The 23,011-nt window shown below is 39.1% G+C and carries 25 protein-coding genes; 2 read left to right on the top strand and 23 right to left on the bottom strand.

Features of this window, described 5'->3' with window-relative positions; genetic code table 11:
- Positions 1-11 precede the first annotated feature (11 nt).
- The 12 genes from IHV11_RS05755 to prsW all read right to left on the bottom strand — a co-directional run bounded on the left by IHV11_RS05755 (position 12) and on the right by prsW (position 11,014).
- Positions 12-1,037, bottom strand: a complete 1,026-nt coding sequence (locus IHV11_RS05755; protein ID WP_197191550.1) for an NAD(P)H-dependent glycerol-3-phosphate dehydrogenase — start codon at positions 1,035-1,037, stop codon at positions 12-14.
- Between the two features lie 18 nt (positions 1,038-1,055).
- Entirely contained in the window at positions 1,056-1,637 is a 582-nt protein-coding gene (gene plsY / locus IHV11_RS05750) for a glycerol-3-phosphate 1-O-acyltransferase PlsY (RefSeq protein ID WP_197193947.1), read from the bottom strand.
- 6 nt (positions 1,638-1,643) lie between these two features.
- Positions 1,644-2,957 carry a ribosome biogenesis GTPase Der gene (gene der / locus IHV11_RS05745; protein WP_066395717.1) on the bottom strand — a complete coding sequence of 438 codons (1,314 nt, stop codon included), beginning with the start codon at positions 2,955-2,957 and terminating at the stop codon, positions 1,644-1,646.
- 133 nt (positions 2,958-3,090) lie between these two features.
- On the bottom strand, positions 3,091-3,693 hold the full coding sequence (locus tag IHV11_RS05740; protein ID WP_197193946.1) for a YphA family membrane protein: 603 nt from the start codon (positions 3,691-3,693) through the stop codon (positions 3,091-3,093).
- 101 nt (positions 3,694-3,794) lie between these two features.
- The gene (gene rpsA, locus IHV11_RS05735) at positions 3,795-4,934 is read right to left on the bottom strand and encodes a 30S ribosomal protein S1 (protein WP_197130697.1); all 1,140 of its coding nucleotides are present in this window, start codon (positions 4,932-4,934) and stop codon (positions 3,795-3,797) included.
- Positions 4,935-5,231: 297 nt separating this feature from the next.
- Complete coding sequence (locus IHV11_RS05730; protein ID WP_197130700.1) at positions 5,232-5,813, bottom strand: lysophospholipid acyltransferase family protein; 582 nt, start codon at positions 5,811-5,813, stop codon at positions 5,232-5,234.
- A gap of 1 nt (position 5,814) precedes the next feature.
- On the bottom strand, positions 5,815-6,489 hold the full coding sequence (gene cmk / locus IHV11_RS05725; RefSeq protein WP_197193945.1) for a (d)CMP kinase: 675 nt from the start codon (positions 6,487-6,489) through the stop codon (positions 5,815-5,817).
- A gap of 134 nt (positions 6,490-6,623) precedes the next feature.
- Positions 6,624-6,800 carry a DUF5359 family protein gene (locus IHV11_RS05720; RefSeq protein ID WP_171005421.1) on the bottom strand — a complete coding sequence of 59 codons (177 nt, stop codon included), beginning with the start codon at positions 6,798-6,800 and terminating at the stop codon, positions 6,624-6,626.
- Positions 6,801-6,858: 58 nt separating this feature from the next.
- On the bottom strand, positions 6,859-7,521 hold the full coding sequence (locus IHV11_RS05715) for a flagellar brake protein (RefSeq protein WP_197193944.1): 663 nt from the start codon (positions 7,519-7,521) through the stop codon (positions 6,859-6,861).
- Positions 7,522-7,840: 319 nt separating this feature from the next.
- Positions 7,841-9,190 carry a germination protein YpeB gene (gene ypeB, locus IHV11_RS05710; RefSeq protein WP_197130709.1) on the bottom strand — a complete coding sequence of 450 codons (1,350 nt, stop codon included), beginning with the start codon at positions 9,188-9,190 and terminating at the stop codon, positions 7,841-7,843.
- Between the two features lie 17 nt (positions 9,191-9,207).
- Positions 9,208-10,089: a spore cortex-lytic enzyme gene (gene sleB, locus IHV11_RS05705; RefSeq protein ID WP_197130712.1), complete on the bottom strand. Its 882-nt coding sequence runs from the start codon at positions 10,087-10,089 to the stop codon at positions 9,208-9,210.
- A gap of 244 nt (positions 10,090-10,333) precedes the next feature.
- Positions 10,334-11,014 carry a glutamic-type intramembrane protease PrsW gene (gene prsW / locus IHV11_RS05700; protein WP_197130715.1) on the bottom strand — a complete coding sequence of 227 codons (681 nt, stop codon included), beginning with the start codon at positions 11,012-11,014 and terminating at the stop codon, positions 10,334-10,336.
- 91 nt (positions 11,015-11,105) lie between these two features.
- Here prsW and IHV11_RS05695 point away from each other — a divergent pair, with 91 nt between their 5' ends.
- Entirely contained in the window at positions 11,106-12,074 is a 969-nt protein-coding gene (locus IHV11_RS05695; protein WP_197193943.1) for an asparaginase, read from the top strand.
- A 93-nt stretch (positions 12,075-12,167) separates the two neighbouring features.
- On the opposite strand, the gene IHV11_RS05690 is transcribed toward IHV11_RS05695, so the two are convergent.
- From IHV11_RS05690 to IHV11_RS05665, 6 genes are all read right to left on the bottom strand, one after another.
- Positions 12,168-13,169, bottom strand: a complete 1,002-nt coding sequence (locus tag IHV11_RS05690; protein WP_197193942.1) for a YpdA family putative bacillithiol disulfide reductase — start codon at positions 13,167-13,169, stop codon at positions 12,168-12,170.
- Positions 13,170-13,263: 94 nt separating this feature from the next.
- Positions 13,264-14,547, bottom strand: coding sequence for a Glu/Leu/Phe/Val family dehydrogenase (locus tag IHV11_RS05685; protein ID WP_197130725.1), 1,284 nt, complete (start codon positions 14,545-14,547; stop codon positions 13,264-13,266).
- Between the two features lie 260 nt (positions 14,548-14,807).
- A complete protein-coding gene (locus IHV11_RS05680) occupies positions 14,808-15,725 on the bottom strand; it encodes a D-alanine--D-alanine ligase family protein (protein WP_197193941.1) in 918 nt (305 codons plus the stop codon).
- Between the two features lie 375 nt (positions 15,726-16,100).
- On the bottom strand, positions 16,101-16,691 hold the full coding sequence (locus tag IHV11_RS05675) for a genetic competence negative regulator (protein WP_137789023.1): 591 nt from the start codon (positions 16,689-16,691) through the stop codon (positions 16,101-16,103).
- A 99-nt stretch (positions 16,692-16,790) separates the two neighbouring features.
- On the bottom strand, positions 16,791-17,699 hold the full coding sequence (locus tag IHV11_RS05670) for a MerR family transcriptional regulator (protein ID WP_197193940.1): 909 nt from the start codon (positions 17,697-17,699) through the stop codon (positions 16,791-16,793).
- Between the two features lie 65 nt (positions 17,700-17,764).
- Positions 17,765-18,517, bottom strand: a complete 753-nt coding sequence (locus IHV11_RS05665; RefSeq protein ID WP_197193939.1) for a metallophosphoesterase — start codon at positions 18,515-18,517, stop codon at positions 17,765-17,767.
- Positions 18,518-18,692: 175 nt separating this feature from the next.
- Here IHV11_RS05665 and IHV11_RS05660 point away from each other — a divergent pair, with 175 nt between their 5' ends.
- On the top strand, positions 18,693-18,908 hold the full coding sequence (locus tag IHV11_RS05660) for a hypothetical protein (RefSeq protein WP_197193938.1): 216 nt from the start codon (positions 18,693-18,695) through the stop codon (positions 18,906-18,908).
- A gap of 6 nt (positions 18,909-18,914) precedes the next feature.
- Here IHV11_RS05660 and IHV11_RS05655 read toward each other — a convergent pair whose 3' ends face one another.
- From IHV11_RS05655 to IHV11_RS05635, 5 genes are all read right to left on the bottom strand, one after another.
- Positions 18,915-19,367, bottom strand: coding sequence for a DUF2663 family protein (locus tag IHV11_RS05655; protein WP_197130739.1), 453 nt, complete (start codon positions 19,365-19,367; stop codon positions 18,915-18,917).
- A 193-nt stretch (positions 19,368-19,560) separates the two neighbouring features.
- A complete protein-coding gene (locus IHV11_RS05650; RefSeq protein ID WP_197193937.1) occupies positions 19,561-19,872 on the bottom strand; it encodes a hypothetical protein in 312 nt (103 codons plus the stop codon).
- The gene (locus IHV11_RS05645) at positions 19,859-20,491 is read right to left on the bottom strand and encodes a CPBP family intramembrane glutamic endopeptidase (protein ID WP_197193936.1); all 633 of its coding nucleotides are present in this window, start codon (positions 20,489-20,491) and stop codon (positions 19,859-19,861) included. The genes IHV11_RS05650 and IHV11_RS05645 overlap by 14 nt, the downstream gene beginning before the upstream one ends.
- A 3-nt stretch (positions 20,492-20,494) precedes the next feature.
- On the bottom strand, positions 20,495-21,994 hold the full coding sequence (locus IHV11_RS05640) for a RecQ family ATP-dependent DNA helicase (protein WP_197193935.1): 1,500 nt from the start codon (positions 21,992-21,994) through the stop codon (positions 20,495-20,497).
- Entirely contained in the window at positions 21,972-22,964 is a 993-nt protein-coding gene (locus IHV11_RS05635; protein WP_197193934.1) for a helix-turn-helix domain-containing protein, read from the bottom strand. Before IHV11_RS05635 ends, IHV11_RS05640 begins: the two co-directional genes overlap by 23 nt.
- Positions 22,965-23,011 lie beyond the last annotated feature (47 nt).

The raw sequence follows: 23,011 nt of genomic DNA, 5'->3' as shown, positions 1-23,011 counted from the left end.
ACGGAGTGTTTTTAGCTCTTTAAAGAAGATACATCTTCCACTTCATGTGTGCGAGAACGCTGCATCAGATCGTCAACAGCTTGCTTTGCACCCTTACCGTTAAACAATACATCGTACAGCACTTGTGTGATCGGCATCTCCACTTCTTCCCTCTTACTCAATTCGTATGCGGCTTGAGTGGTTCTAACGCCTTCAACGACCATGCCCATATTTTCAAGAACGTCTTCAAGCTTCATACCTTTTCCAAGCATGTTGCCAGCGCGCCAGTTACGGCTATGAACACTCGTACAAGTTACGATCAAATCTCCAATGCCAGTAAGACCAGAGAATGTAAGAGGATTTGCACCCATATGTGTACCCAGTCGAGCGATCTCAGCTAGACCCCTCGTGATTAAAGCCGCCTTCGCGTTATCTCCATAGCCTAATCCATCAGAAAGTCCAGCACCTAGAGCGATGATGTTCTTTAATGCACCACCAAGCTCAACACCGACCACATCAGGGTTTGTGTAGACACGGAAATTTTGATTAATGAACAGATCTTGTACTTTTTCAGCAGATTCCATGTTTACAGAAGATACCGTAACAGTCGTCGGCTGCCTTAAAGAAACCTCTTCGGCATGACTTGGACCTGAAAGTACGACTACAGAATCCAAAACAGTCTCAGGAAGCTCTTCTTCAATGATTTCAGAAATACGTTTATATGTACCAGGTTCGATGCCTTTAGAAGCATGAACGATTGTTACCGGTGAAATCAGTTCGTTCTTTAATTGACCGAGTACTTCTCTCATCGCTTTTGTTGGGGTGACGAGTACGATCGTATCTGCATCTTTCACACATTCGTTCAACTGAGTTGTTGCTTGTATGTTTTCAGGCAGTTCAACTCCAGGCAAATATTTTTCATTCTTATGTTTGTTGTTGATCTCACTGACTTGATCCTCTCTACGTCCCCAAAGAGAAACGTTATGACCGTTGTCAGCCAAAACGATGGCAAGAGCAGTACCCCAGCTTCCAGCACCTAAAACAGCAACATTACCCATACATGTCACACTCCACTATTAAATTTTACTTTCATTCCCACTCCAAATCCTTGCTATATTTCCACGATGCTTCCAGATTGAAACAATTGAAAGGACAAAGCTCGCCAATACTGCTTCAAGAGACAGATTAAATTGGTACAACATAAAGAAAGGAGTAAGAATTAAAAAAACAATAGAACCTAATGAAACAAATCTGGATATCCAAATGGTTATGATAGCGATAACACCAGCTATGAGTGAAGGCAAGAAAGCAATTGCAGCAAAAACACCGATCGCTGTAGCCACGCCTTTCCCGCCTTTAAATCCATAAAAGACGGGATAGTTGTGACCGATTACGGCTACTAATCCACATAAAACTGCGATCAAGGAAGAATTAGTAAACCACAAAGCAACTAATACAACCAAGATACCTTTTAGACAGTCTAAAAGCAGTACTGCGATCGCGGGTTTTTTGCCCAACACTCTTAACGTATTCGTAGCACCTGCGTTACCGCTACCATGATTTCTTATGTCTTCATTTCTCAATACTTTAGTCAGCAAATAACTGAAACTAATACTTCCGATCAAGTAAGAAACAACGAAGAGTACAAACATCGTCATGAAAGATTAATCGTTTTTCTTTCTAGCAAAGATTTTGATCGGAGTTCCAACAAAACCAAATGTTTCACGAATACGGTTCTCGAGAAAACGTTTATAGGAGAAGTGGAAAAGTTCTGGATCATTAACAAAGATAACAAACGTTGGTGGTTTTGACGCCACTTGTGTCGCATAGTTGATCTTCAGTCTTTTTCCGTTATCCATCGGTGCAGGGTTCATCGCAACAGCATCCATGATCACTTCATTTAAGATGTTCGTTTGGACGCGAAGCGAGTGATTCTCAGCCACTTGATTGATGACAGGATACAGCTGATGAAGACGCTGCTTCGTTAAGGCAGATACGAAAACGATCGGTGCGTATGATAGATATAAGAAATGATCACGAATCTTCTGTTCGAACTTTTGCATCGTCTTATCGTCTTTTTCAACAGCATCCCACTTGTTTACGACGATCACTACCGCTTTACCGGCTTCATGTGCAAAACCAGCTACCTTTTTATCTTGTTCGATGATTCCTTCTTCAGCGTCGATGACCATAAGGACAACGTCGGAACGTTCGATCGCTTTCATCGCACGCATTACACTATATTTTTCAGTCGTCTCATATACTTTTCCGCGCTTTCTCATACCAGCCGTATCGATGATCACGTACTTCTGATCTTCACGCTCAAAACTAGAATCGATCGCATCTCTTGTTGTTCCTGCAATATTACTAACAATAACTCGTTCTTTACCTAAGATCGCATTCACAAGAGAAGATTTCCCTACGTTCGGTCGCCCGATTAAAGAGAAGTAGATCGTATCATCTTCTTTTTCCTCAGCTACTGTTTCAGGGAAATGGCTAACCACTTGATCTAAAAGATCGCCAAGACCGATACCATGTGTACCTGACACACCGATTGGTTCACCCATTCCTAAGCTATAGAACTCATACAACAATTCTTTACGTTCGGGGTTATCGATCTTATTCACACCTAATACAACAGGCTTTTTGGAACGAAATAGCATCTTAGCTACTTCTTCATCAGCAGCTGTAATTCCATTCATTCCATCAACGAGAAATAGAATAACATCCGCTTCTTCAATAGCGAGTTCTGCTTGCTCTTTCATCTGACTCATAAATGGTGCATCACTAATCTCGATACCACCCGTATCAATCAAGTTGAATTCTGTGTTCAACCACTCAGCAGAGCTATAAATACGGTCACGCGTTACACCTGGCATATCTTCTACGATCGAAATACGATCTCCGGCAATTCTGTTAAAAATAGTAGATTTCCCTACGTTCGGTCTTCCTACTATGGCTAAAACTGGTTTCGTCATCTAGACACTTCCCTTTTTTCCTGATCAAGTCAATCATCAAATTTTCTTTTTTATATGCTCGTTCATTTTCTTGTAATTAGACAAGTCCACTTATTTTAGCAAATTACTTGTGGTTTAGACAACTGATTCTCTTCTAAATCTGCTTAGCTGAAGTAACCCTTTTAAAAGCTGTTCGTCTTATTTTTTTGAACATATCTACCAATACTACCATAAATAAGAGCATCATAGAAGTTGAGGCAAACAAATCCATCACATATAGAGATCCGATTTCAACTTTGCCAACGAGTCTAAGAATGATGAACTGATAAGCAGCATCACCAATAAAAAGACCGATGGCGATCAGACTGAAGTGATCTTTCTTCGATCTTGCTAACGTAATCACTAGAAGTGTTAGGAATATAAGAATCATTAATTCTTTGCTTACAAAGAGTTTAGCTGGATCGTATAAAGCAAAAAGTTCGATCGAAACAAAGGCTGTAGCCACTATAAAACTGCTAGTAACGAAAAAAAAGATCTGATGACTATTTTTGATCACATGAACAAATGCCATCATTAAGAAGAACACAAATGCAGCATTCATGCTTCCAATTGAAAGATGTATGTTGACACCTGACAAAATAATTCCTAACAACGTCATAAAAACACATTGATTTCTTAATTGTCCCTTCTTCATGAGAAAGGTTGAAACTATCCAGCCCATCCACATGAACCAATAAAAAAGTATGCCATCGTTCATCTCATTCACCTCGATAGCATTATTGCCAGAATATGTACCCTTTTAATCGCAAGAAAAAAAGCTCTCGATGAGAATCATCGAGAGCTGTAACTTCATATGTCTTATTTGTAACCTTTTAGCTGATCACCGATCATATCCGCTAATGAAAAACCTTTTTCTTCTTTAGGAAGGTTTTCTTTCAGGTTCGCTTTTTCCTTTTCATCTTGAACAGCTTTCATGCTAAGGCTCATTCGCTTATCTTGACTGTTCACTTCAAGAACTTTTACAGAAACTTGCTGACCTTCTTTAACAACCTCACTCGGATTTCCGATATGACGGTTCGCTAGTTCTGAAATGTGAACCAGCCCTTCAATGCCAGGTGCTACTTCTACAAACGCACCAAACGTAACGATGCGTTTTACAGTACCTTCAATAACACTTCCTGCTTGAATGGAAGAACTTGCTTCTTCCCACGGTCCAGGCTGAGTTTCTTTGATGGACAATGAAATTCTGTCATTATCACGATCAACAGATAGAACTTTTACTTTCACCGTCTCACCTTCGCTAAGAACTTCTGAAGGATTATCAACACGGCTGTGTGAAAGCTGTGAAACATGGACTAACCCATCAACACCACCGATATCTACGAATGCACCGAAGTCTGTTAAACGCTGTACTTTACCTTCAATGATTTCTCCAGGTGCTAAACGGTCTAAGATTTCTTGTTTCTTCGCTACCGCTGTTTCTTCCGTTACGGCACGGTGAGATAAGATAACTCGCCCTTTCTCAGCATCAAGTTCTACGATTTTCACAGAAAGCGATTTTCCTTTATAATCCGAAAAGTCTTCTACAAAGTGAGACTCGACCATAGAAGCTGGGATGAACGCTCGAACGCCAAGATCTACTACTAGTCCACCTTTTACTACATCATGAACGACGACTTCAAACGTTTCCTTAGAGTTAAACTTTTCTTCAAGTTCGCTCCAAGATTTCTCAGTGTCCACTGCTTTCTTTGACACAAGAAGTTTGTCTTCCGTGTGAGAAAGTACTTTAACAGTGATTCTATCTCCTTCATTCAACACGTCACTTACCTTTTCAATGAAAAGACTTGAAACTTCATTAATCGGTAAAAACGCGTCTTGCTTAGCGCTGATATCCACTAACGCGTGCTTGTCTTCCACTTTTAGTACAGTACCTTTAATGATTTCACCTTTTTCAGCCATGGTAGCATTTGTTAAACTTGTGCTCATTTCGTCTGTCATGTTCGTGACCTCCTCAAAAATTAGAAAAGTAATTTATTGAACTTTCGGTATGAAAGAACATTAACATCGATCATGGAGTTGTTTTTGCAAAAGTAGCACTGTTGAAAGTATGATTTCCGTTTCAGGTCGCTCGCTTTCCTGGGGGTGTGCGGTGAGCCTCCTAGCGCTATGCGCTTTTAGGAGTCTCACCTGGCCCACTGATCCCCTAGGAGTCTCGCACCTTACACTTCAATCATTATTCAAAGAAGTTTACAAAACAACTCAAAGTTCATCTTTAAAGATAAGTAAGTAATTTATTTATTCATGCTCTTTTTTTAACTGAGCTATATTTTTCATTATAAGCTCTGTCGCTTCTTTTGCGGAAGCTTTTTGCTCCCGAAAATGTGTAAAGTCGATCGGTTTGCCGAATACGACTTTTAGTTTTTTGCCTTTTTGATATTCTCCAACGATTGCACAAGGAACGATGTGTGCCTGTGATTTAAGAGCAAAGAAACCTGCCCCTGCAAGACCTTCTCCGATTTCTCCCGTCTTTGAGCGGGTTCCTTCTGGAAACAACCCTACCACTTTTCCTTCTTTTAAAAGATTCATTCCTGTTTTTAATGCCGTTTTGTCACTCATCCCGCGTTTTACAGGAAAAGCGTTGATTTTTGGAAGGATATGTTTTAAAACCGGTACAGAAAAGAGCTCTGCTTTAGCCATAAAATGCACGTCTCGTGGTGAAGCTACCCCTACAAGCGGCGGATCGTAGTTGTGGATATGGTTGGTACATAAAAGCACGCCACCTGTTTTCGGCATGTTTTCTGCTCCAACGATCTCTGGCTTATATGTTCCTTTGAAATATGTCCCACATAGCCATTTTCCGAAAGAATAAAGCATCATTTTACAAAGCCCTTTCTTTTGCATAATGAAGAATGCTTGAAACTACCTCTTCGATCGTCATACTTGTTGTGTCCAGTTCAATAGCATCTTCTGCTTTTCTTAATGGAGCAACTTCTCTCTCGCTGTCACGTTTATCTCTTAGTGCAATCTCACTTTTTAAGAGTTCAAAATCAGCTTCAAACCCTTTTGCCATATTTTCTTCATAACGTCTCTTAGCTCTTTCTTCTACAGAAGCGATCAAGAAGATCTTCAGCTCAGCATTCGGCATAACGTGAGTGCCAATATCACGGCCATCCATGACAACTCCGCCAGATTCAGCTAAGAGCTGCTGTCTTTTTACCATTTCAGTACGCACTTCTTGCTGTCTAGCAACAAACGATACATTATTGGTCACTTCACTTGTTCTGATCTCTTCTGAAACATCTTTTCCATCAAGAAGAACAGCTTGTCCTTGCTCTGTGATCACTAATATAATATCTGTATCGTTCAAAACGATTTCTAGTTCTCGTCCATCATTAAGGTCTGCTCCTTTTAAAAGAGCTTTATACGTTAATGCCCTATACATGGCACCCGTGTCAATGTAAATGAAAGAAAGACGTTCAGCTACTTGCTTCGCTACCGTACTTTTTCCTGCTCCAGCCGGTCCATCAATGGCGATCGATAATAATTTTTTCATGTTTCCTCCTACCCCATACCTATGACAATGCATACATAGCAATAAAAAGCAGGTGAGTTTCCCCTGCTTTTTTTTCTGTGTATAAATCTGAATACATCAGACTTAATCTATATGTATATTACCATACATGGTGTTTAACGGTCTATGGTTTCCAAAGTCGGTTGTTGGTCGTTCTTGATGACTCCTTCGTAATAGATACTCTTGTTTGTATATAACTTAAAGGATGGGATCTCAAGTAAAAACTGCGCGGCCACCAGTAAAATAAAATGAACAACGGCAAGTTGGATCAATATCCGTTCAAATCGTTTCATGAATTCGCCACCTTCTTTTCGGGAGTATTTTTCCCCAAAAGAAAAGATCTATGCACTTCTAAAGACTAACGCTCTCTTTTTTCTTCATAAGAAGCTGCTGTTCAAAACAGAATCGAATAATATGCTGTCGGTCTCTTTGCGCAATTTCCCCGAATTGAAGGGAAGCTTTCTGTCGTCCGCCCGCTCCATCAAATACTCTTAAAACTGTGCAGTCTAGATCTAGATACAGTTTTTCTCCAGATTGCATAGGAAAAACCACAAGACAGTTCAACTGGTCTTCGCTCTTAACCGAATGAACAACCGGAAGAGAAAGAAGCATCCCTCCTGCACTCAGATCGAGAATCACAGAGTTAAAAGGTGGATAAGCATCATTTTGGTTGACAACCGACGTGTCTATCATCGTTTCTACCCTTACAAATTCTCTTCGTTGAATCTTATGTATCTCTTCTTCTTTCGGAGAAGTGATCATCAATACTGGAATATTTTCGATCTTTCTACCTAATAGCTCTGTTCGAAACGTATAGACGTTCCTCTCTTTATCCACAAAAGATGCTTTAAACTGTGTTCCATCAAAGAAATATTCGGTACGGTTTGTTTTTTCGTTACTCGGATAATCAATATATAGATGATCCTCTTTGACATCATACACTTTGCAGCGATATTTATCTTTTTTGTCGGAAAACAACGGCTCTAAATATAACGGTTCACCCACTGTAATCATAAAACTTCCCCCATACATTGCTTTCTGATCTTTCTACCTTATTATGACAGTTTCAAAATAAAAGAAAAAGCAAAATTTCAAGTTGCGAAATTTTGCTTTTTAAACATTCGATCAATCTGTAATAGTTGTAAGTAGTTGATTTCCACTCCAGGCTGCTCGCTTTCCGGGGGGGCGTGCGGTGAGCCTCCTCGGCGCTCCGCACCCTTAGGAGTCTCACCTGTCCCGCTGATCCCCCAGGAGTCTCGCACCTTCCGTTCCAATCAACTTGTCAACGAAGCAATTAACACAAACCTTTGTTCACGATACCCATAATTCTCTTTTAGATATCGTTATAAGATGGCTCTGCTTCTTTAAGCTTTCTTACTTCTTCTTCGTTTCCGTTCTCTGCGTTAATGAAGACGCGGAATGTATCGTCACCTAAGATCCCTAGGAATTCGTAGCAATACACTTCTTCGTTAATATCGTTTCGAATCAATGCTTTGCTTGTTTCTTTCACTTGGAACTTAGGGTTAAGATTTGTTCTTGCTTCTTGTTCAGAAATCTTAAACGTCGGGGTTCTCTTGTCTACGTGTGCAAGAAGGAAGTCTGTGCCTTCGTACCCCATGATGTCTCCATTATCTAACGCTACCTTTACAGATACGGTTTCCGGATAGATCCTTACTCCGTTATCTAGTCGAGCATATGTGAACACTCCGATGTTATCGTATTGATCACTCGTTACCATCTCCATCTGACTTTCCATATGTTTTTTCAGGAAGTCTTCTGCTTGAAGCATCGCTTCATTCAGTGAGATTTTTGGTTTCCCTACATTACGGTCGTAAAGTACATACAGTGGATAACCACCCTTTTTCGTGAGATCCATGTATGTTGTACCTTTTGTATCTGGGTTGTATAGCGTTAACGAGTAAGCATCATACTTTGCATCTTTTCCCGTGCTTTCAATTGTAATCTTCACGTTTTTCTTCAATTGGAAAAAATCGACTGCAATCTTTTTAGCTTCTTCTTTTGTAATCTTTTTACCTTTTAACTGACTAAGGTCGCGATCTTTCATTTTCTCCATGTTTGAAACTTCAGTTCCAAAGTCTACATCAGAATAACCTTCGACCGATTTGTCAACCGTCTTAAATCCGTCGATAATCGTGTTATCCTCTGGCTGTTTGTTTGTAGCGAGAGCCATCTCTACATCCATCCAACGCAAGTTGTTCTTTTGAGCTAACGATTCTGTTTTTCTTAACTCGTTTTGTATTTCGGTTGAATTTGCGTACAACTCTTTTAGCGTATTATATTCTTTATCACTTAGCGGATTCTTATCTAAATCACGAACTGCTGCTCGATAACTGAACTCGCCCATCTTTGTTAAAAACTCTTCCGTCTTGTTAAATGGTAGTAGAGTTAACGGTAGTTGACCTACATCATTATGAGCTTCTGATGTTAACCTCCACACTTGTGCTAAAGCTGGAGAAAGCTGATTTCTTGTATTCATCGCGATTGTTTCGCCAATCTTGTCATGAAGTGAATCCATATGGAAGTTCAGATCATGAAAAGCACGTTGATAATTGTTCTCGGCTTGCAAAAGTACAGCATTCTTTTCTTGATGTTCACTGTAGCCCCAATAGCCTGTTCCTGCTACAGCAACGAACAACAGTACAATTAGGATTGTGCGTATCATATCAGTTCACCCCTTTATTAGTTACAGAAAATGTGCTTTCCGATTTTTTTGATTTGAGGACGAGTCCATATCCAGCCTGATGTAGCTGTATCAGGGTTAAAATAATATTCTGCTTCACCTGTTGGGTCCCAACCGTTCAATGCGTCCATTACTGCTTTTTTTGCTTGTTTATTTGGCGTAAGATAAATTTGACCATCCGCTACAGCTGTGAATGCGCCCGGTTCGAATATCACACCAGATACTGTGTTAGGAAATGAAGCACTGTTCACTCGGTTGATAATAACCGCTGCTACTGCGACTTGACCGATGTATGGCTCACCACGTGATTCTCCATAAACAGCATTCGCCATTAAGTTCACATCGTTCTGTGAATAACCATCTGGTGTATTCTTTGCCGGTTTAACTTGAGCAGGCTTCGCTTTAGCTTGACCCGTTCCTTTTGTGCCTTTAGCAGTTCCAGCTTTTGGCGTTCCGCTTTTAGCAGAACCCCCTTTTGCTTCTCCACTCTTCGCACTTTTCTTCTCACCACCGTAATATGAGAACTTCTTACCTTTATCAATCTGCTTATTTACCCAAGCTTTATCGTATTTAGAAGCTTTAGCTAACTTGTTCTTTGTCGTACCACCTGCTAAGCCATCAATCGGCAGGCCGAACTCATATTGGAAGTTTCGTAATGCCCAATACGTTCTCCATCCAAATACTCCATCGATGTTCCCTGTGTAAAAACCTAAATATTGAAGCCGTGACTGAAGTTCTACAACATCTTCACCCGTTGCCCCTACTTGTACGACTTGGTTTGAAAATGCGTGTGCATTGTTCTGACCAAATCCAGCTAATAGGCCAAAACAAAGGGCAATCGCAATAAATGCTCCCTTTATGTAAGCTGAATTTCTTTTCATGAGAAAGTAAGCCTCCTGTGATTTAATCTCCAATTTTCGTGTTATAGAGATATCATTTGTAATCTGTTTTTTTTTATTCAGCTTTTCAAAGACTCATGGTTCACAATAAAGAAAACTTGGCTGTCGCCAAGCTCTTCAGGTCTACCTTAGTTGCACTTATACTATCTACCTTAACTTGTTGCAACGTCGAATGACATCGTGCTAACAAGGTATACTTTCTGATAGTGAAATAAAAGAAGACCGATTATACACCGGTCTTCGCATCTGGATTTCTATATGGAGTTAAAGCAGTATTAGCGATTCTTACTTTACGAAGAGCGAACCACCATAGGAAGATCATAAATGGAAACATATAAAAGAAAATATATTTTGTGCTGGATAATAAAAGGAAGTTGAATGTACCGTGCAACACAATCGGCAAGAGAAGTGAAAGAGTGAGATAGATCTTCTTCTTTCTTCCTGACGAGAATTTCCCTTTTCCTAAATAAAAGCCCATGATCACTCCGAATAAGGCATGACCACTTACAGGCAGAAGCGCTCGGACTAATGCTTCTTCGATTCCGAACGTATATAGGTAAAAGATGTTTTCTAATGAAGCGAACCCTAATGATAATGCTGTAGCGTATACGATTCCATCATACGGTTCGTTGAACTCTTCATGCAGATATGCGCCATAGAACACTAAGAACCATTTGAAGAATTCTTCTAGTGTACCACTAACAAAAAATGCTTCAACAAAGGAAGGAACGTTCATCTCTTCCGTAATTCCAAACTGAATAACCATGATCGGAAAGACGAGAAGAACGCCAAATATATATACTTTGACGACCAATGATAACGGTTCGGTCTCATATTTATCTTTTAGATAAAAAAAGGATAATAGAGCAATAGCCGGAGCCACCGCTGCAGAAATTACAGCTAGCATGTCCTGCCTCTTTTCTACTGTTTTTTTATATCGTAACATGATATTTTAAGAAGTGGAATAGCGAACACGAAGAATAAGGAGGGCGGTAATTTTGAAAAAGATTTTATTAATTCATACTGGCGGCACCATCGCTATGGAAGAAAACAAATCCACAGGCGGTGTTAATACGAAAGAAACACACCCATTAGAGGCGACTCTAAGAGAACTGTCTGACTTAGCAGAAATTACGGTCAAAGATTATGTGAACTTGCCATCTCCTCATATCACTCCTACCCATATGCTGGAGTTAGCGCAATTTATTACCACACACACGAATTCTGATCAGTTTGATGGAATCGTCATCACTCACGGTACAGATACGCTCGAAGAAACAGCCTATGTATTAGATCTTGTACTGCAGACTACAATCTCAGTAATCGTTACAGGTGCTATGCGTTCAAGTAACGAACACGGTTCAGATGGTCCTTACAATCTGATCTCCTCTGTACGAGTTGCCTGTGAAGATCAATCATTAGGCAAAGGAACACTTGTTGTGTTTAACGACGAGATACACGCTGCAAAAAATGTTACAAAGACGCATACTAGCAACATCGCGACATTTCAAAGTCCTCAATATGGACCGATCGGTATCGTAACAAAACGAGGTGTTCTTTTCCATCACACACCGATTCGTTCAGACTTCTTTCATGTGAAGAATTTTTCAAAGAACGTCGTATTACTTAAAGCATATGCAGGTATGGACGGCAATTTGATCAAAGCTGCCACAAACTCAGCAGATGGCGTTGTAATCGAAGCATTAGGTCAAGGCAACTTACCTCCAGCAACAGTGCCTGCAATAAAAGAACTTATATCTAATGGAATACCTGTCGTACTTGTATCAAGATGTTTCAATGGAATAGCACAAGACATTTATTCTTATGAGGGTGGAGGAAAACACTTAAAAGAAATTGGTGCGATCTTCTCAAACGGTTTAAACGGACAAAAAGCAAGATTAAAACTAATGATTGCCCTTGAAAACACGAGTGAGCAAGATCAGTTGCAAAGACTATTTCTGCAATAACGTAAATTTTTTATAAAAGTCTGAGGTTTTAATCATTAAAATAAATCCCAATTTATTCCATACGAACATACAAAAGAACCGACAACTCAAACGTTATCGGTTCTTTTTTCTGTTCTCTATCGTTTCAGCGATCACTTCACCGTGAAATCTTCCATTTTCGATAAAAATCTCATTCGCATTGTTACCTGCAGCAATAACACCTGCGATAAAAAGTCCTTCGACATTTGTTTCCATCGTTTCTTGAGAAAATGATGGACGGCCGGTTTCTTCATCGATCCCAACACCCATCTTTGATAGAAACGAGTGATCGGGATGATAGCCAATCATGGCAAACAGACCTTGAAACGGATAATATGTTTGAGACTCGTTGTCCCCTTTCGTCACATACAAGCCGTCTTCTGTTATTTTGTTTACACAGGCATCAAAAGTCATCTTAATACTGCCTGACTTTACACATGCTTCAAATTCTGGGAGTACCCATGGTTTGATGCTAGGTGAATAAGTACTTCCTCTGTAGAAGACGTGAGGACGCGCTCCTGATTTTTGGAGTTCTAGTGCGGCATCGATGGCAGAATTTTTCCCGCCGATCACAGCAACATCTAGATCATAGTAAGGATGGCCTTCTTTGAAATAATGATGAACATGAGGCAAGTCTTCTCCCTCGATGTTCAATTGATTTGGGTTATCATAATATCCAGTTGCGATGATGACATATTTGGCATCGTAACTAATCGTTTCATCTTTACGATTGATTGTTTGGATCTTAAACGTTCCATCAGATTGTTTGGTGACCGATTTTGCTTTTTCAAACGTTCGAACTTGAAGATGATTTCTCTTGACCACTTCACGATAATACGTTAGAGCGTGAATCCTCCTCGGTTTTCTTTGTTCATGAACGAAAGGAAAGTTACCGATCTCGAGTTTTTCACTTGAACTAAAAAATGTCTGATGTGTTGGATATTGATAGATGGTGTTAACTACGTTTCCCTTTTCAATTACACAATACGAGATCCCTTTTTTCTGTAGTGCAAGAGCTGCTGCCAATCCGCAGGGTCCTCCACCAATAATACATACGTCTATATTCACTTTTTTCATCACTCCAAAAGACACTGATATTCATTTTCTTAGCATGCCAAAAAAAATCTCCTATCATCATATGATAGGAGATTTGGTATGAGTTTGCAAAAATTTAAATCCAGCCTCTGAAGCGTGAAGCTTCAGCCATCTTACGAACACCAACCATATAAGCGGCTAGTCTCATGTTTACTTTTCTGTTCATGGCTGTTGTATAAACTGTCTCAAACGACTTTACCATTACTCGTTCAAGCTTTTCTTCAACTTCTTCTTCTGTCCAGTAATAACCTTGGTTGTTTTGTACCCACTCAAAGTAAGATACGGTTACTCCACCAGCACTTGCTAATACGTCTGGAACTAATAGAATACCTCTTTCAGATAAGATTCTAGTCGCTTCAAGTGTAGTTGGCCCGTTCGCTGCTTCAACAACGATCGAAGCTTTGATCTGGTGTGCATTCTTTTCAGTAATTTGATTCTCAATTGCTGCAGGTACTAAAATATCACAGTCAAGCTCTAAAAGCTCTTGATTTGTTATCGTATCTTTGAAAAGCTTTGTTACTGTTCCAAAGCTATCACGACGCTCGAGCAGATAATCGATATCTAACCCTTCTGGATCAAACAGACCACCATACGCATCCGAGATCGCGATTACTTTTGCACCAGCATCATGCATGAATTTAGCAAGGAAGCTTCCAGCGTTACCGAATCCTTGAACGACTACACGAGCACCTTCAAGCTGGATACCTTTTTTTGCTGCTGCTTCACGGATACAGATCGTAACACCTTTAGCAGTTGCTGTTTCACGGCCATGAGATCCACCAAGAACAAGTGGTTTCCCTGTGATAAATCCAGGAGAATCAAATTCTCTAATTCTGCTGTATTCGTCCATCATCCAAGCCATGATCTGTGAGTTTGTAAATACGTCTGGAGCTGGAATATCTTTAGTCGGTCCTACTAACTGACTGATCGCTCTTACATAGCCACGGCTTAATCTTTCAAGTTCTCTGAATGACATTGTACGCGGATCACAAATGATTCCGCCTTTTCCTCCACCGTATGGCAGATCTACAATTCCTGCTTTTAAGCTCATCCAGATTGATAGCGCTTTTACTTCTGTTTCTGATACATTCGGATGAAAACGAACGCCGCCCTTAGTTGGACCAACAGCATCATTATGCTGGGCACGATATCCTGTAAAAATCTTAGTACTTCCGTCATCCATCTTAACCGGGATTCGAACTGTCAACATACGAATCGGTTCTTTTAATAACTCATAAACTTCGGAAGAGTATCCTAATTTATCGAGCGCATCCGCGATTACGGATTGCGTGGATTGGAGTACATTGTCATTTTCGTGTTGGTTGTCGGATTTTTGGTCTGTGTTATTTTGGGCTGTCATTTGTTTACCTCCCATATTCGTCACCTCTAGAGTTTAGTCAAGCTTCATCGTCAGTATACACCTTTGCATAAGCAAAGAGAAGAGAAAATTAGTGATTTTCACCTAAAAAGTAAACGCTTTCTTAAGTCACATACTGTTGAGAAAATAGCTAATTTTCTGCCAATATACCTACACGGCATGTCCACTGCCTTTATTATGTACTCCCCACCCCGTTTAAGAGGTGGAGACCACATTCGTTTCTATTCTCACAAAATCAGATGTTACTTTTTTAAAGATAGCTCGATTAATTTTTCAATCATTGAAGGATAGTCCATTCCGATCTCTTTAGCCGCATCTGGAAACAGACTTGTCGGCGTCATACCTGGTAATGTGTTTACTTCCAAGATAACAGGTTCTGAACCGTCATGCGGAACAATAAAATCAACACGCGAATACACTTCGCAGCCTAAAACTTCGTGAGCAAGTACGGCTTGTTTTTGCAATTTTGCCGTTGTGCTCTCATCAAGTCTTGCAGGAACATAGTGGATACTTCCACCTTCTGCATACTTAGATTCATAATCATAATAAGCATTCTTTGGCTCGATCTCGACAACAGGAAGTGCTTTGTAGTTGTTATGTTCCCCCATAACGGCTACGGTAACCTCTTTGCCGCTTACAAATTGTTCAACGAGAATCGTATCATCATGCAAAAATGCTTCAGCGATTCCTTTTAAAAGTTCATCATGATTTTGAGCGATCGTTAATCCGATAGTTGATCCTTCTCTATTCGGTTTTACTACAGCAGGAAAATCAAAAGACAGCTCCAATTGCTTCTCATCATACGATTTTCTATAAAGAACTTTCTCTTTAGCGATATTGATGTCAGCATCTTTGAAGAACTGTTTGGATTTCGCCTTATCCATAGCGATTCCTGATGCTAAAGCACCTGATCCTACGTATGGAATCCCCATCATATCTAAAAGACCTTGCAACCTTCCATCTTCTCCATACTTTCCATGAAGTCCTAGAAATACAACATCAGCTTCAAGTTCTAACAAATCTTTAAGTCGCGAAGGGTGAAAGTCAATCCCAATTACTTCATGACCTTTGCTTTCAAGCGCAGAGATGATCTGCTTTCCTGTTGATAAGGATACTTCTCTCTCAGCAGAAACACCGCCATATAATACTGCTATTTTCATCTTAATGGTCACTCCTAGCCCAAAAGTTTATGTATACATTATATTCCCTGCCGTCATATCGGTTCAGTGGATGTGAAAAATATTAATAATCATAACACGTTTTGTCTCTAAATTCACAATGATATATACATGACATTCTCGTTTATGTTCAATCTATATGCTGTTTGAGTTTTCATGACTGTTTTTGTTTAAATTACAGCTGTTGATAGTGGTTAATTTCCGCTCCAGGTTGTTCGCTTTCCATGGGGCGAAAATCTTGCGCTCCAATCAACTTGCATTGGAGAGGAAAAAATACCGAGTAGTCAACAGTATTTTAGATAAGCTTTTCACAAAAATAAATAAGGACGCAAAAATTTGCGCCCCTCTTTTTTGCAGTTACTTAAAATAACGGTACAGTTCGCTTATTGCATCGGACTTCATTAATTCTTTTCCATACTCAATAACTCTATAGCTCGTAATCGTCGAGGAGCTTCCGAACTCAGCAAGAAGAGCAATGAACAGATCCAGGTCTACTGGATGGACCTCATCTTCTTCAAACTTTAAGTAGAAGTGATTATTAAACGAATACAGAGTACCACCTTTAATCTCTAAAGAATGAAGGCGTTTCGCAAGTAATATAACGTCTTCGAAAGACGAAAACTCGTAGAAAATCTCATCGTTCTCATCTAATGTGACTTGCATCTCTATATAATCTTCATCATATTCTTCTTCAAGTTCATACTCGTTTATTCCTTTTGTAACTATTACGACCATGCCTTGAGCTGGAAGTGAAAAAACTTCAACCGCAATAGGACCATCAGCTTTGAATCCTACCTCATCATCAGCCTCAGTCATCATGTCACGGAAAAGCTGATGAACTTTTGGGATATCCTGCCATATTTCTTCCTTGGAAATACCACGTTCATTCAAATCATCAAAAGTTAGGAAGATTTTTATTTTGTTATAGGTTAACCGTTCTACCCGCATCTCTGGTCCCCCTTACGATCGGCGCTATTATGTCTTAATATCAATATATGAGTTTGCAAAAAGTTGGTGATAAACATCCAACAAATTATAAAACCTATGTTAATTTTTCAGCTTCTGAGCAATCCAGTCGTCCCATTCTAACTTCGTATTACCAATTAAGAATGATTCGTATTTCTCCTGCATTTCTGAAGAGATATGATTGATCGCTGCGCCTCCAACACCAATTGAAGTATTCGGAAATTCTTGTCCCAAGCTTTCTGCCCACTCCAAGGTTTTCTTAGAGTTTTCAGCGATTGTACATGAGAAAAATACCATCTTAGGTTCTACTTCTTTCATCACAACCTCAAAGTCTCTTTTTGGTATTCCATGTCCTAAGTATATAACTTCGAACCCTTTTCTTCTTAAAAACAGTGTAAACATCAGAAGCCCTAGTTCATGCTCTTCATCTAATCCACACGCAGCAATAACCTTTGGTAAATATGGATCAGATGGAAGCCATTGAATAAGTTGTCCAATCTTACTGCGTAAAAAGGATGAAGTAAAATGTTCGTGTGCAACCGTAATTTTCTGTTCTTCCCAAAGGTGTCCTACGTGTACTAATAATGTACCCAAAATATCAATAATGACTTTTTCCAAATTATACATGCTGAAGGCTTGGCTCAAAAGATCGTTTGCTTTCTTTTCTTGAAAGGATAATAGAGCATCTAATATTAAATTACCCATTTCAGCTGCACGATCCGTATTTTCAATAGAAAAAGGAGCTGCTTCTTTATAAAGTTCCCCGTTTTGGGCAACGTCAACCGCTTGACTGATCGTAAAACCTTGATTCACTTTATTCACTAGCCATTTCAGTATGTATACTTGCTCGTCGGTGTAAAGGCGATGGCCAGCTTCATTTCGGTTTGGCTTTACGATTGAATAGCGTCTTTCCCAAGCTCTTAATGTTCCTGCTTGAATGCCGAGCATCTTCGAAACCGCTTTAATGTTATATTTCCCTTCACTAGGCATCCGTTCTTCCTCCAATAAATAGGTTAAGAAGAGTATATCGAATAAAACGTTGTGATGTAAACTTTTTACCGTGTTAGAGTTATCAAATGTGTTTGACTTGGTGCACATAAACGTAAAGGTAAATGTGTAGCTCCATAGCCGTTACTCACTAATAGGATATGTGTCAATTCATGATACCATCCGCCTCTTTTCGCTATGCCAAGCGGCCCAATGCGAATTTGTCCTCCATGAGTGTGTCCCGTTAAGACAAGCTGGATGTTATCGGCACTGCTAATACGTTTTGAAATATCAGGATTATGGCTGATTAAAATTCTGCATGAAGATTCGCATTCTTTAAGCGCATCTTCAAGAGAGGCAAAACCTAACGATGTATCATTTACTCCTACCAAATCGATGACATCATCATTTCTTTTTATACTGAAGTTAGCATTGTCTAAAATCGTTGCACCTTCATTTGCAATCGTTGAAGCCAATTGTTTCGTATCCACATCGTAATCATTGTTTCCCCATACAAAGTAAACAGGACCGATTGCTGAAAGGCGCTTGATATTATCTTCTACCTTCTTCATTGAAACTCCTTTTTCAACGAGGTCCCCACCGATTACAACAAGATCTGCTTTTTCTGATTCTTGTATGATCTTTTCTGAGATTACCCGTTTATGAACATCTGATATAAAAAAGATCTTTAAATTTTCAAATGACTTTGGCAGTTTATCAATTTTGATTGAATCATGAATGACACGATTTCGATGTGCTTCAATATACATATAAAGTAATAGCCCTATACCAGCTACGATGAATAAATAAAAAAAGATCATTGTGCCCTCCTGATCTGGATTTAAATGATCATATCATATTTTTTATAACCGTCCTATGCAGAAAGGGTACGATGTTAATTTTTTGAATATTTAAAAAGATTTGTTGAAAAAATTGTAAATTTCACGTATGATTAATTTACATGATTAACCAAAATAAGAGGAGAGGAAAAACATCATGACATTAACTAAATTGAAAAATAAATCTCTCGTGACAGACCCGGAGCTGTCTTATAGCATGCGACTCGGACTTCCAATCGAAGTTTATTGTACGGAAAAACACGAAACACTTGCATTCGGAAGAATCGATCATTTTTGTGATTTGACAGTCGTTATTCAAGGTCAGCGCCACGATCGAGAATCTTGTTTATTTTTTGGCTGTCCCTGCCAGTGAATCTCTTTATTTGTGAAGAATATTTATATTGTATTCTTGTTTCATAAATTCGAAAACAACATGCCTCTGGTTCCATTGTTCCTCATCACTCCACCATTCTTCATTACGATCTATAAAATCTTTTCTGATCGCTTCAAAATCGTCGTCAGCTTTTTTGTACTTCTTTTTCATCCAGATCATGTAGAAGCTCGCAAAAATAATAAAACCTGTACAGATCCATACCATTTCATCTGAGAATAACAACGTTAATGGATTTGAAAACCTTGAGGCTGTTGGAAGCTTATAGTAGTAAAGGTAAACGAAGGTTGCTAGTACAACAAAAATCATCGATAATCCCCATTGGTTGATGGCTTTTTTCCACTTGTCTTTCTCAGCTTTTCTATCAACAAGCTGTGCTAGCACAATACTCGTTAGTTCATTAACAAAGGGCTTTATCTTCCAGTGATTTAGAGCATTCATCAGCATAACCTCCTGTACACATAACTATGCCTATACAAGCAGATTCATGCTTTTAAAAAATAGCTTTTCCCTTTGTTTAGCCCTTGAAATTTTTGGTTGGAACAACGACACCAACATTCTTTTTTAAGAGGAGCCCTTGAAAGGTTATTTGTAACAAAAAAAGACCGTCTGGATATTCAGAGCCAGACGGTCTTTATTCTTCGATCTCTACTTGCTCAACACCTTCTCGATCTTCACTTTGAACTGGAATATAAAGGTCTTTTGACCACAATTTATAAGTTAGTGTAATTCCGATCAAAAGAATAAAAGCTGCTAAGAGTAATCGAGTGACTAAAAAAGTTGTTTTTCTCTTTTCTTTGTTAGCGTTTTTTTGTTTTTTTTCATCGTCTCTCTTTTTCCCGTGTACTTCACTTCTTGAAGGCAAAGAATGAGCATGTTGAACAGAAGCGATCGTATTGTCTGCTGTTTTGTTTCTTAAACTTTCTGCTTGGTCATTCTTCATCATCCCGATCCACACTCCCATTCTCGCTGTCTGTGATATGGTTGTTGCTCTTGTTTTGATTAGCTATCCAGCACCCTGAAATAAAGTCGATTAAGAAATGAGCTAAAAAAGGCACCCAGATGTTATCTGTCATCTCATAGATCATACCTAGCCAAAAGCTTAATCCACATACGATACTAAAAAGAACAGGTTTTTTTATATACCGAACATGCAGTACAGCGAAAATCATACTGGTTAAAAACAGCCCTAATAACGATTGTAGGACTCCTCGAAACAACCACTCTTCAGCAAAAGCAATGATTCCTGTGAGGAAAAAGATGTGTATGTAAGAGAGAGAGCCGAATATTTTATCGTTGATTCCACCATCATCTAATGATTCCTCGGACAACCTCTTCTTTAACTGAATCGATAAAAAAGGAAGAAAAAATCCTGTACCAAGTGCAAGCAGCCATTCGTTTACTGAAAGATCAAGGTCGTTTAGCACCCAAGGAAATGAAACATTAAAGAAGAATGCAAGAGCTAACGCAGCTATCATAAATAAACTTTGTGAAAAATAAACGTTCAACAAAAGTTCTTTCGGTGTAATCTGATCGATCCAATTGTTTTTTACAGATTTCCTCATCCTTTAGTTGTACACTTCCTGTCTTAAAAGTCGTTTTAGTTCATCTTCCCATAATTCATAAGAAGTGTTAAATGACGCTTGTTTTCCATAAAAATGCGAAAGACCTGTTTCACAATGACCGCAGCACATTGAATTTGGTTCAGGTACGGGTTCCCCGAAATATTTCAGCAGTCCACTTCGTTTACATTCATTATTCGTTGCCCACTTTTCAATCGCCTTTAATGATTCTATTTTATCAGCTTTTCTACTCTCAATCGTGAATTTTATTTTTGAAATCAACGCATTTTTTTCGTGGACATCAAGATTCTCTTTATGTAGAACGCCTGCTTTTTTCAAGTGATATTCCATGAATCTTTGACCCGTTTCAGAGAGTCCAACAAGTTTCAGTTTTTCTGCATACGTATTCCCTCTTAACTGAATGTGGTCGGAAAACAAATAATCAACTTGTACAGAATCAGGCAGTTCTTGATCAATAAAATGGTATGGTATCTCAAGATCAGCTGGATGATACAATAGGACGGCAACAGATGGTTCCGTGTCTCTGCCAGCTCTGCCGATTTCCTGAATATAGCCTTCTATCGTAGACGGTGTGTGAAAATGAATTACAAATCTGATGTCCGATTTATTAATTCCCATTCCAAAAGCATTCGTACAAACAATGATGTTCAGCTGGGACTCTAAAAACTGCTTTTGTACAAGAAGTCTTTCATCAGCATTCATGCCTCCATGATAAAAAGCGACCCCTTCTATTTCATGATCTTGAAATCTTTTTACAAGCAGTTCTGCAGCATTCCTTGTATTCGTATAAATAATGCCTGGTCCTTTAAGCTGCTGAACTAGATTTACCGCTCGCCCCACTTTTTGATCATGATCATCAAAGCATTCAACAAAGATAGATATGTTCGGACGGTTCACACTATGAATATGTATCTCTGCATTTTTCATGTCTAGGTGATGAAGGATATCGTTCTGTACTTTATGTGTTGCCGTTGCTGTTAATGCGAGGCAAATAGGATCCCCCATCGCTTTCTTCATATCAGCTAACTCTAAATAAAATGGACGAAACTCATGACCCCATTGTGAGATACAATGGGCTTCATCTACTACGAATAACGACCAACTAACTGACAACAGAATAGAACGGATGTAAGAGTTTTGAATGATTTCAGGACTCACAAAAACAAACTGATAGTCTTGTATTCTTTTTAATATGGATTGTTTCTCACTTTGATCTAAAAAGCTGTTGAGAGCGATCGTCCTCTTAAAACCAGCTTGTTTAAACTGATCTACTTGGTCTTCCATCAATGACACCAAAGGAGAAATGATGAGTGCTCTTCCTTTTAAAAGATGTGCGGCCATCTGATAGATTAATGTTTTTCCTGTTCCAGTCGGCAGCATACCTAACACATCATGACCTGAAAGCAAGTCAGTTATGATCTCTTTTTGTCCAGATCTAAACGATGAAAATCCGTATAACTCTTTAAGCGCTGCTTCCAGTTGCATGTTTTCCACCCTCTTTTGCGAGTACTAGCCTGATTTGAAAATACGAAAGATGAGGAAAGGCATCTTTAAACGGCCGAAGCTTTGTTTCATTCGTCTTACTGTAATATTCTTTCACTTTCAAAAACTCTGTATCACTAATGTAAGGGGTAATCGAAAAATCTTGCACTTCTCTTGCGATCTCTACGAGATGATCTTCTAGAGTACTCAATTTCAGATTTCTAACGATCATGATCTCCTCTAGAGGTTTATTGTTATTTAGCATTTTAAAAGTTAAAGATGCTGATCTAGTTAATGCCGGAGCTTCAGTAAATGAGCCTATTAGAGAGTGCAACATCGGAAAATTCATCTTTTCACTAGCTATCTTGTGTATGAAAGCGTGCAAAATCGCCCTGAAACGGAGTACAGTCTCTTCTTGACTCATGCCCTTTATCCGAGATAATTGCTCGAAGGTACTTCCGATCCTATTGTAGCCAGACAGTTTCTTAACAAATAGATCAGCAATTTGATTATCATGTTCTAACAACACTCGAGATAATTCACGATAAAGTTTTTCCGCTTGAATTTTTCTCTCTGACTCTGATTTAGGAAACACAGATTTAACTTTTTGTATCACCGAGAAGTCCCTTACGACTGGTGAATAACTAAAATGACCATATAGAGCATTGGAGAGAGCTTGTACATATAACGTGATAGCTTGCCAGCATGTAGACTCTATCGATGCATATTTTAATCCATTTAAATGATTTAAGAATGATAATCTATCATTCTCACGCACAAGAAGTTGTTCACCCTTTTCAGTAAGGGTGTAAACATGATCTTCAGATTCCTTCATATATTCTTCATTTATCAGGCTTTCGATTGATTCAGTAAAAGTGTCATAGGCCATCCCCTTGAAAGCGGCATAATAACGTTCTATACCAAACCATTGACTGTCTGACAAAGATTGCGCCGTTTTCTTACCTGTCAGCATATAATAGACGCCTGAGCTTTTTCTACTACCATTTACTTTTCGAAAGA

It is taken from the genome of Fictibacillus sp. 26RED30, from assembly GCF_015903845.1.
Classification (GTDB): domain Bacteria; phylum Bacillota; class Bacilli; order Bacillales; family Fictibacillaceae; genus Fictibacillus; species Fictibacillus phosphorivorans.
This window is presented reverse-complemented; position numbering and strand designations above follow the sequence as displayed.

Excerpts from the sequence above, each read along its gene's own strand:
- IHV11_RS05685 (WP_197130725.1), bottom strand. The coding sequence starts at position 14,547 with ATGACAGCCCAAAATAACACAGACCAAAAATCCGACAACCAACACGAA.
- IHV11_RS05640 (WP_197193935.1), bottom strand. The coding sequence starts at position 21,994 with ATGCAACTGGAAGCAGCGCTTAAAGAGTTATACGGATTTTCATCGTTT.
- IHV11_RS05740 (WP_197193946.1), bottom strand. The coding sequence starts at position 3,693 with ATGAACGATGGCATACTTTTTTATTGGTTCATGTGGATGGGCTGGATA.
- IHV11_RS05690 (WP_197193942.1), bottom strand. The coding sequence starts at position 13,169 with ATGAAAAAAGTGAATATAGACGTATGTATTATTGGTGGAGGACCCTGC.
- plsY (WP_197193947.1), bottom strand. The coding sequence starts at position 1,637 with ATGACGATGTTTGTACTCTTCGTTGTTTCTTACTTGATCGGAAGTATT.
- IHV11_RS05720 (WP_171005421.1), bottom strand. The coding sequence starts at position 6,800 with ATGAAACGATTTGAACGGATATTGATCCAACTTGCCGTTGTTCATTTT.
- IHV11_RS05680 (WP_197193941.1), bottom strand. The coding sequence starts at position 15,725 with ATGAAAATAGCAGTATTATATGGCGGTGTTTCTGCTGAGAGAGAAGTA.
- IHV11_RS05730 (WP_197130700.1), bottom strand. The coding sequence starts at position 5,813 with ATGATGCTTTATTCTTTCGGAAAATGGCTATGTGGGACATATTTCAAA.
- rpsA (WP_197130697.1), bottom strand. The coding sequence starts at position 4,934 with ATGACAGACGAAATGAGCACAAGTTTAACAAATGCTACCATGGCTGAA.
- IHV11_RS05635 (WP_197193934.1), bottom strand. The coding sequence starts at position 22,964 with ATGCTGACAGGTAAGAAAACGGCGCAATCTTTGTCAGACAGTCAATGG.
- IHV11_RS05715 (WP_197193944.1), bottom strand. The coding sequence starts at position 7,521 with ATGATTACAGTGGGTGAACCGTTATATTTAGAGCCGTTGTTTTCCGAC.
- ypeB (WP_197130709.1), bottom strand. The coding sequence starts at position 9,190 with ATGATACGCACAATCCTAATTGTACTGTTGTTCGTTGCTGTAGCAGGA.
- IHV11_RS05665 (WP_197193939.1), bottom strand. The coding sequence starts at position 18,517 with ATGATCTTTTTTTATTTATTCATCGTAGCTGGTATAGGGCTATTACTT.
- cmk (WP_197193945.1), bottom strand. The coding sequence starts at position 6,489 with ATGAAAAAATTATTATCGATCGCCATTGATGGACCGGCTGGAGCAGGA.
- IHV11_RS05755 (WP_197191550.1), bottom strand. The coding sequence starts at position 1,037 with ATGGGTAATGTTGCTGTTTTAGGTGCTGGAAGCTGGGGTACTGCTCTT.
- IHV11_RS05655 (WP_197130739.1), bottom strand. The coding sequence starts at position 19,367 with ATGAATGCTCTAAATCACTGGAAGATAAAGCCCTTTGTTAATGAACTA.
- sleB (WP_197130712.1), bottom strand. The coding sequence starts at position 10,089 with ATGAAAAGAAATTCAGCTTACATAAAGGGAGCATTTATTGCGATTGCC.
- IHV11_RS05660 (WP_197193938.1), top strand. The coding sequence starts at position 18,693 with ATGACATTAACTAAATTGAAAAATAAATCTCTCGTGACAGACCCGGAG.
- IHV11_RS05650 (WP_197193937.1), bottom strand. The coding sequence starts at position 19,872 with ATGATGAAGAATGACCAAGCAGAAAGTTTAAGAAACAAAACAGCAGAC.
- IHV11_RS05670 (WP_197193940.1), bottom strand. The coding sequence starts at position 17,699 with ATGCCTAGTGAAGGGAAATATAACATTAAAGCGGTTTCGAAGATGCTC.
- IHV11_RS05645 (WP_197193936.1), bottom strand. The coding sequence starts at position 20,491 with ATGAGGAAATCTGTAAAAAACAATTGGATCGATCAGATTACACCGAAA.
- der (WP_066395717.1), bottom strand. The coding sequence starts at position 2,957 with ATGACGAAACCAGTTTTAGCCATAGTAGGAAGACCGAACGTAGGGAAA.
- prsW (WP_197130715.1), bottom strand. The coding sequence starts at position 11,014 with ATGCTAGCTGTAATTTCTGCAGCGGTGGCTCCGGCTATTGCTCTATTA.
- IHV11_RS05675 (WP_137789023.1), bottom strand. The coding sequence starts at position 16,691 with ATGCGGGTAGAACGGTTAACCTATAACAAAATAAAAATCTTCCTAACT.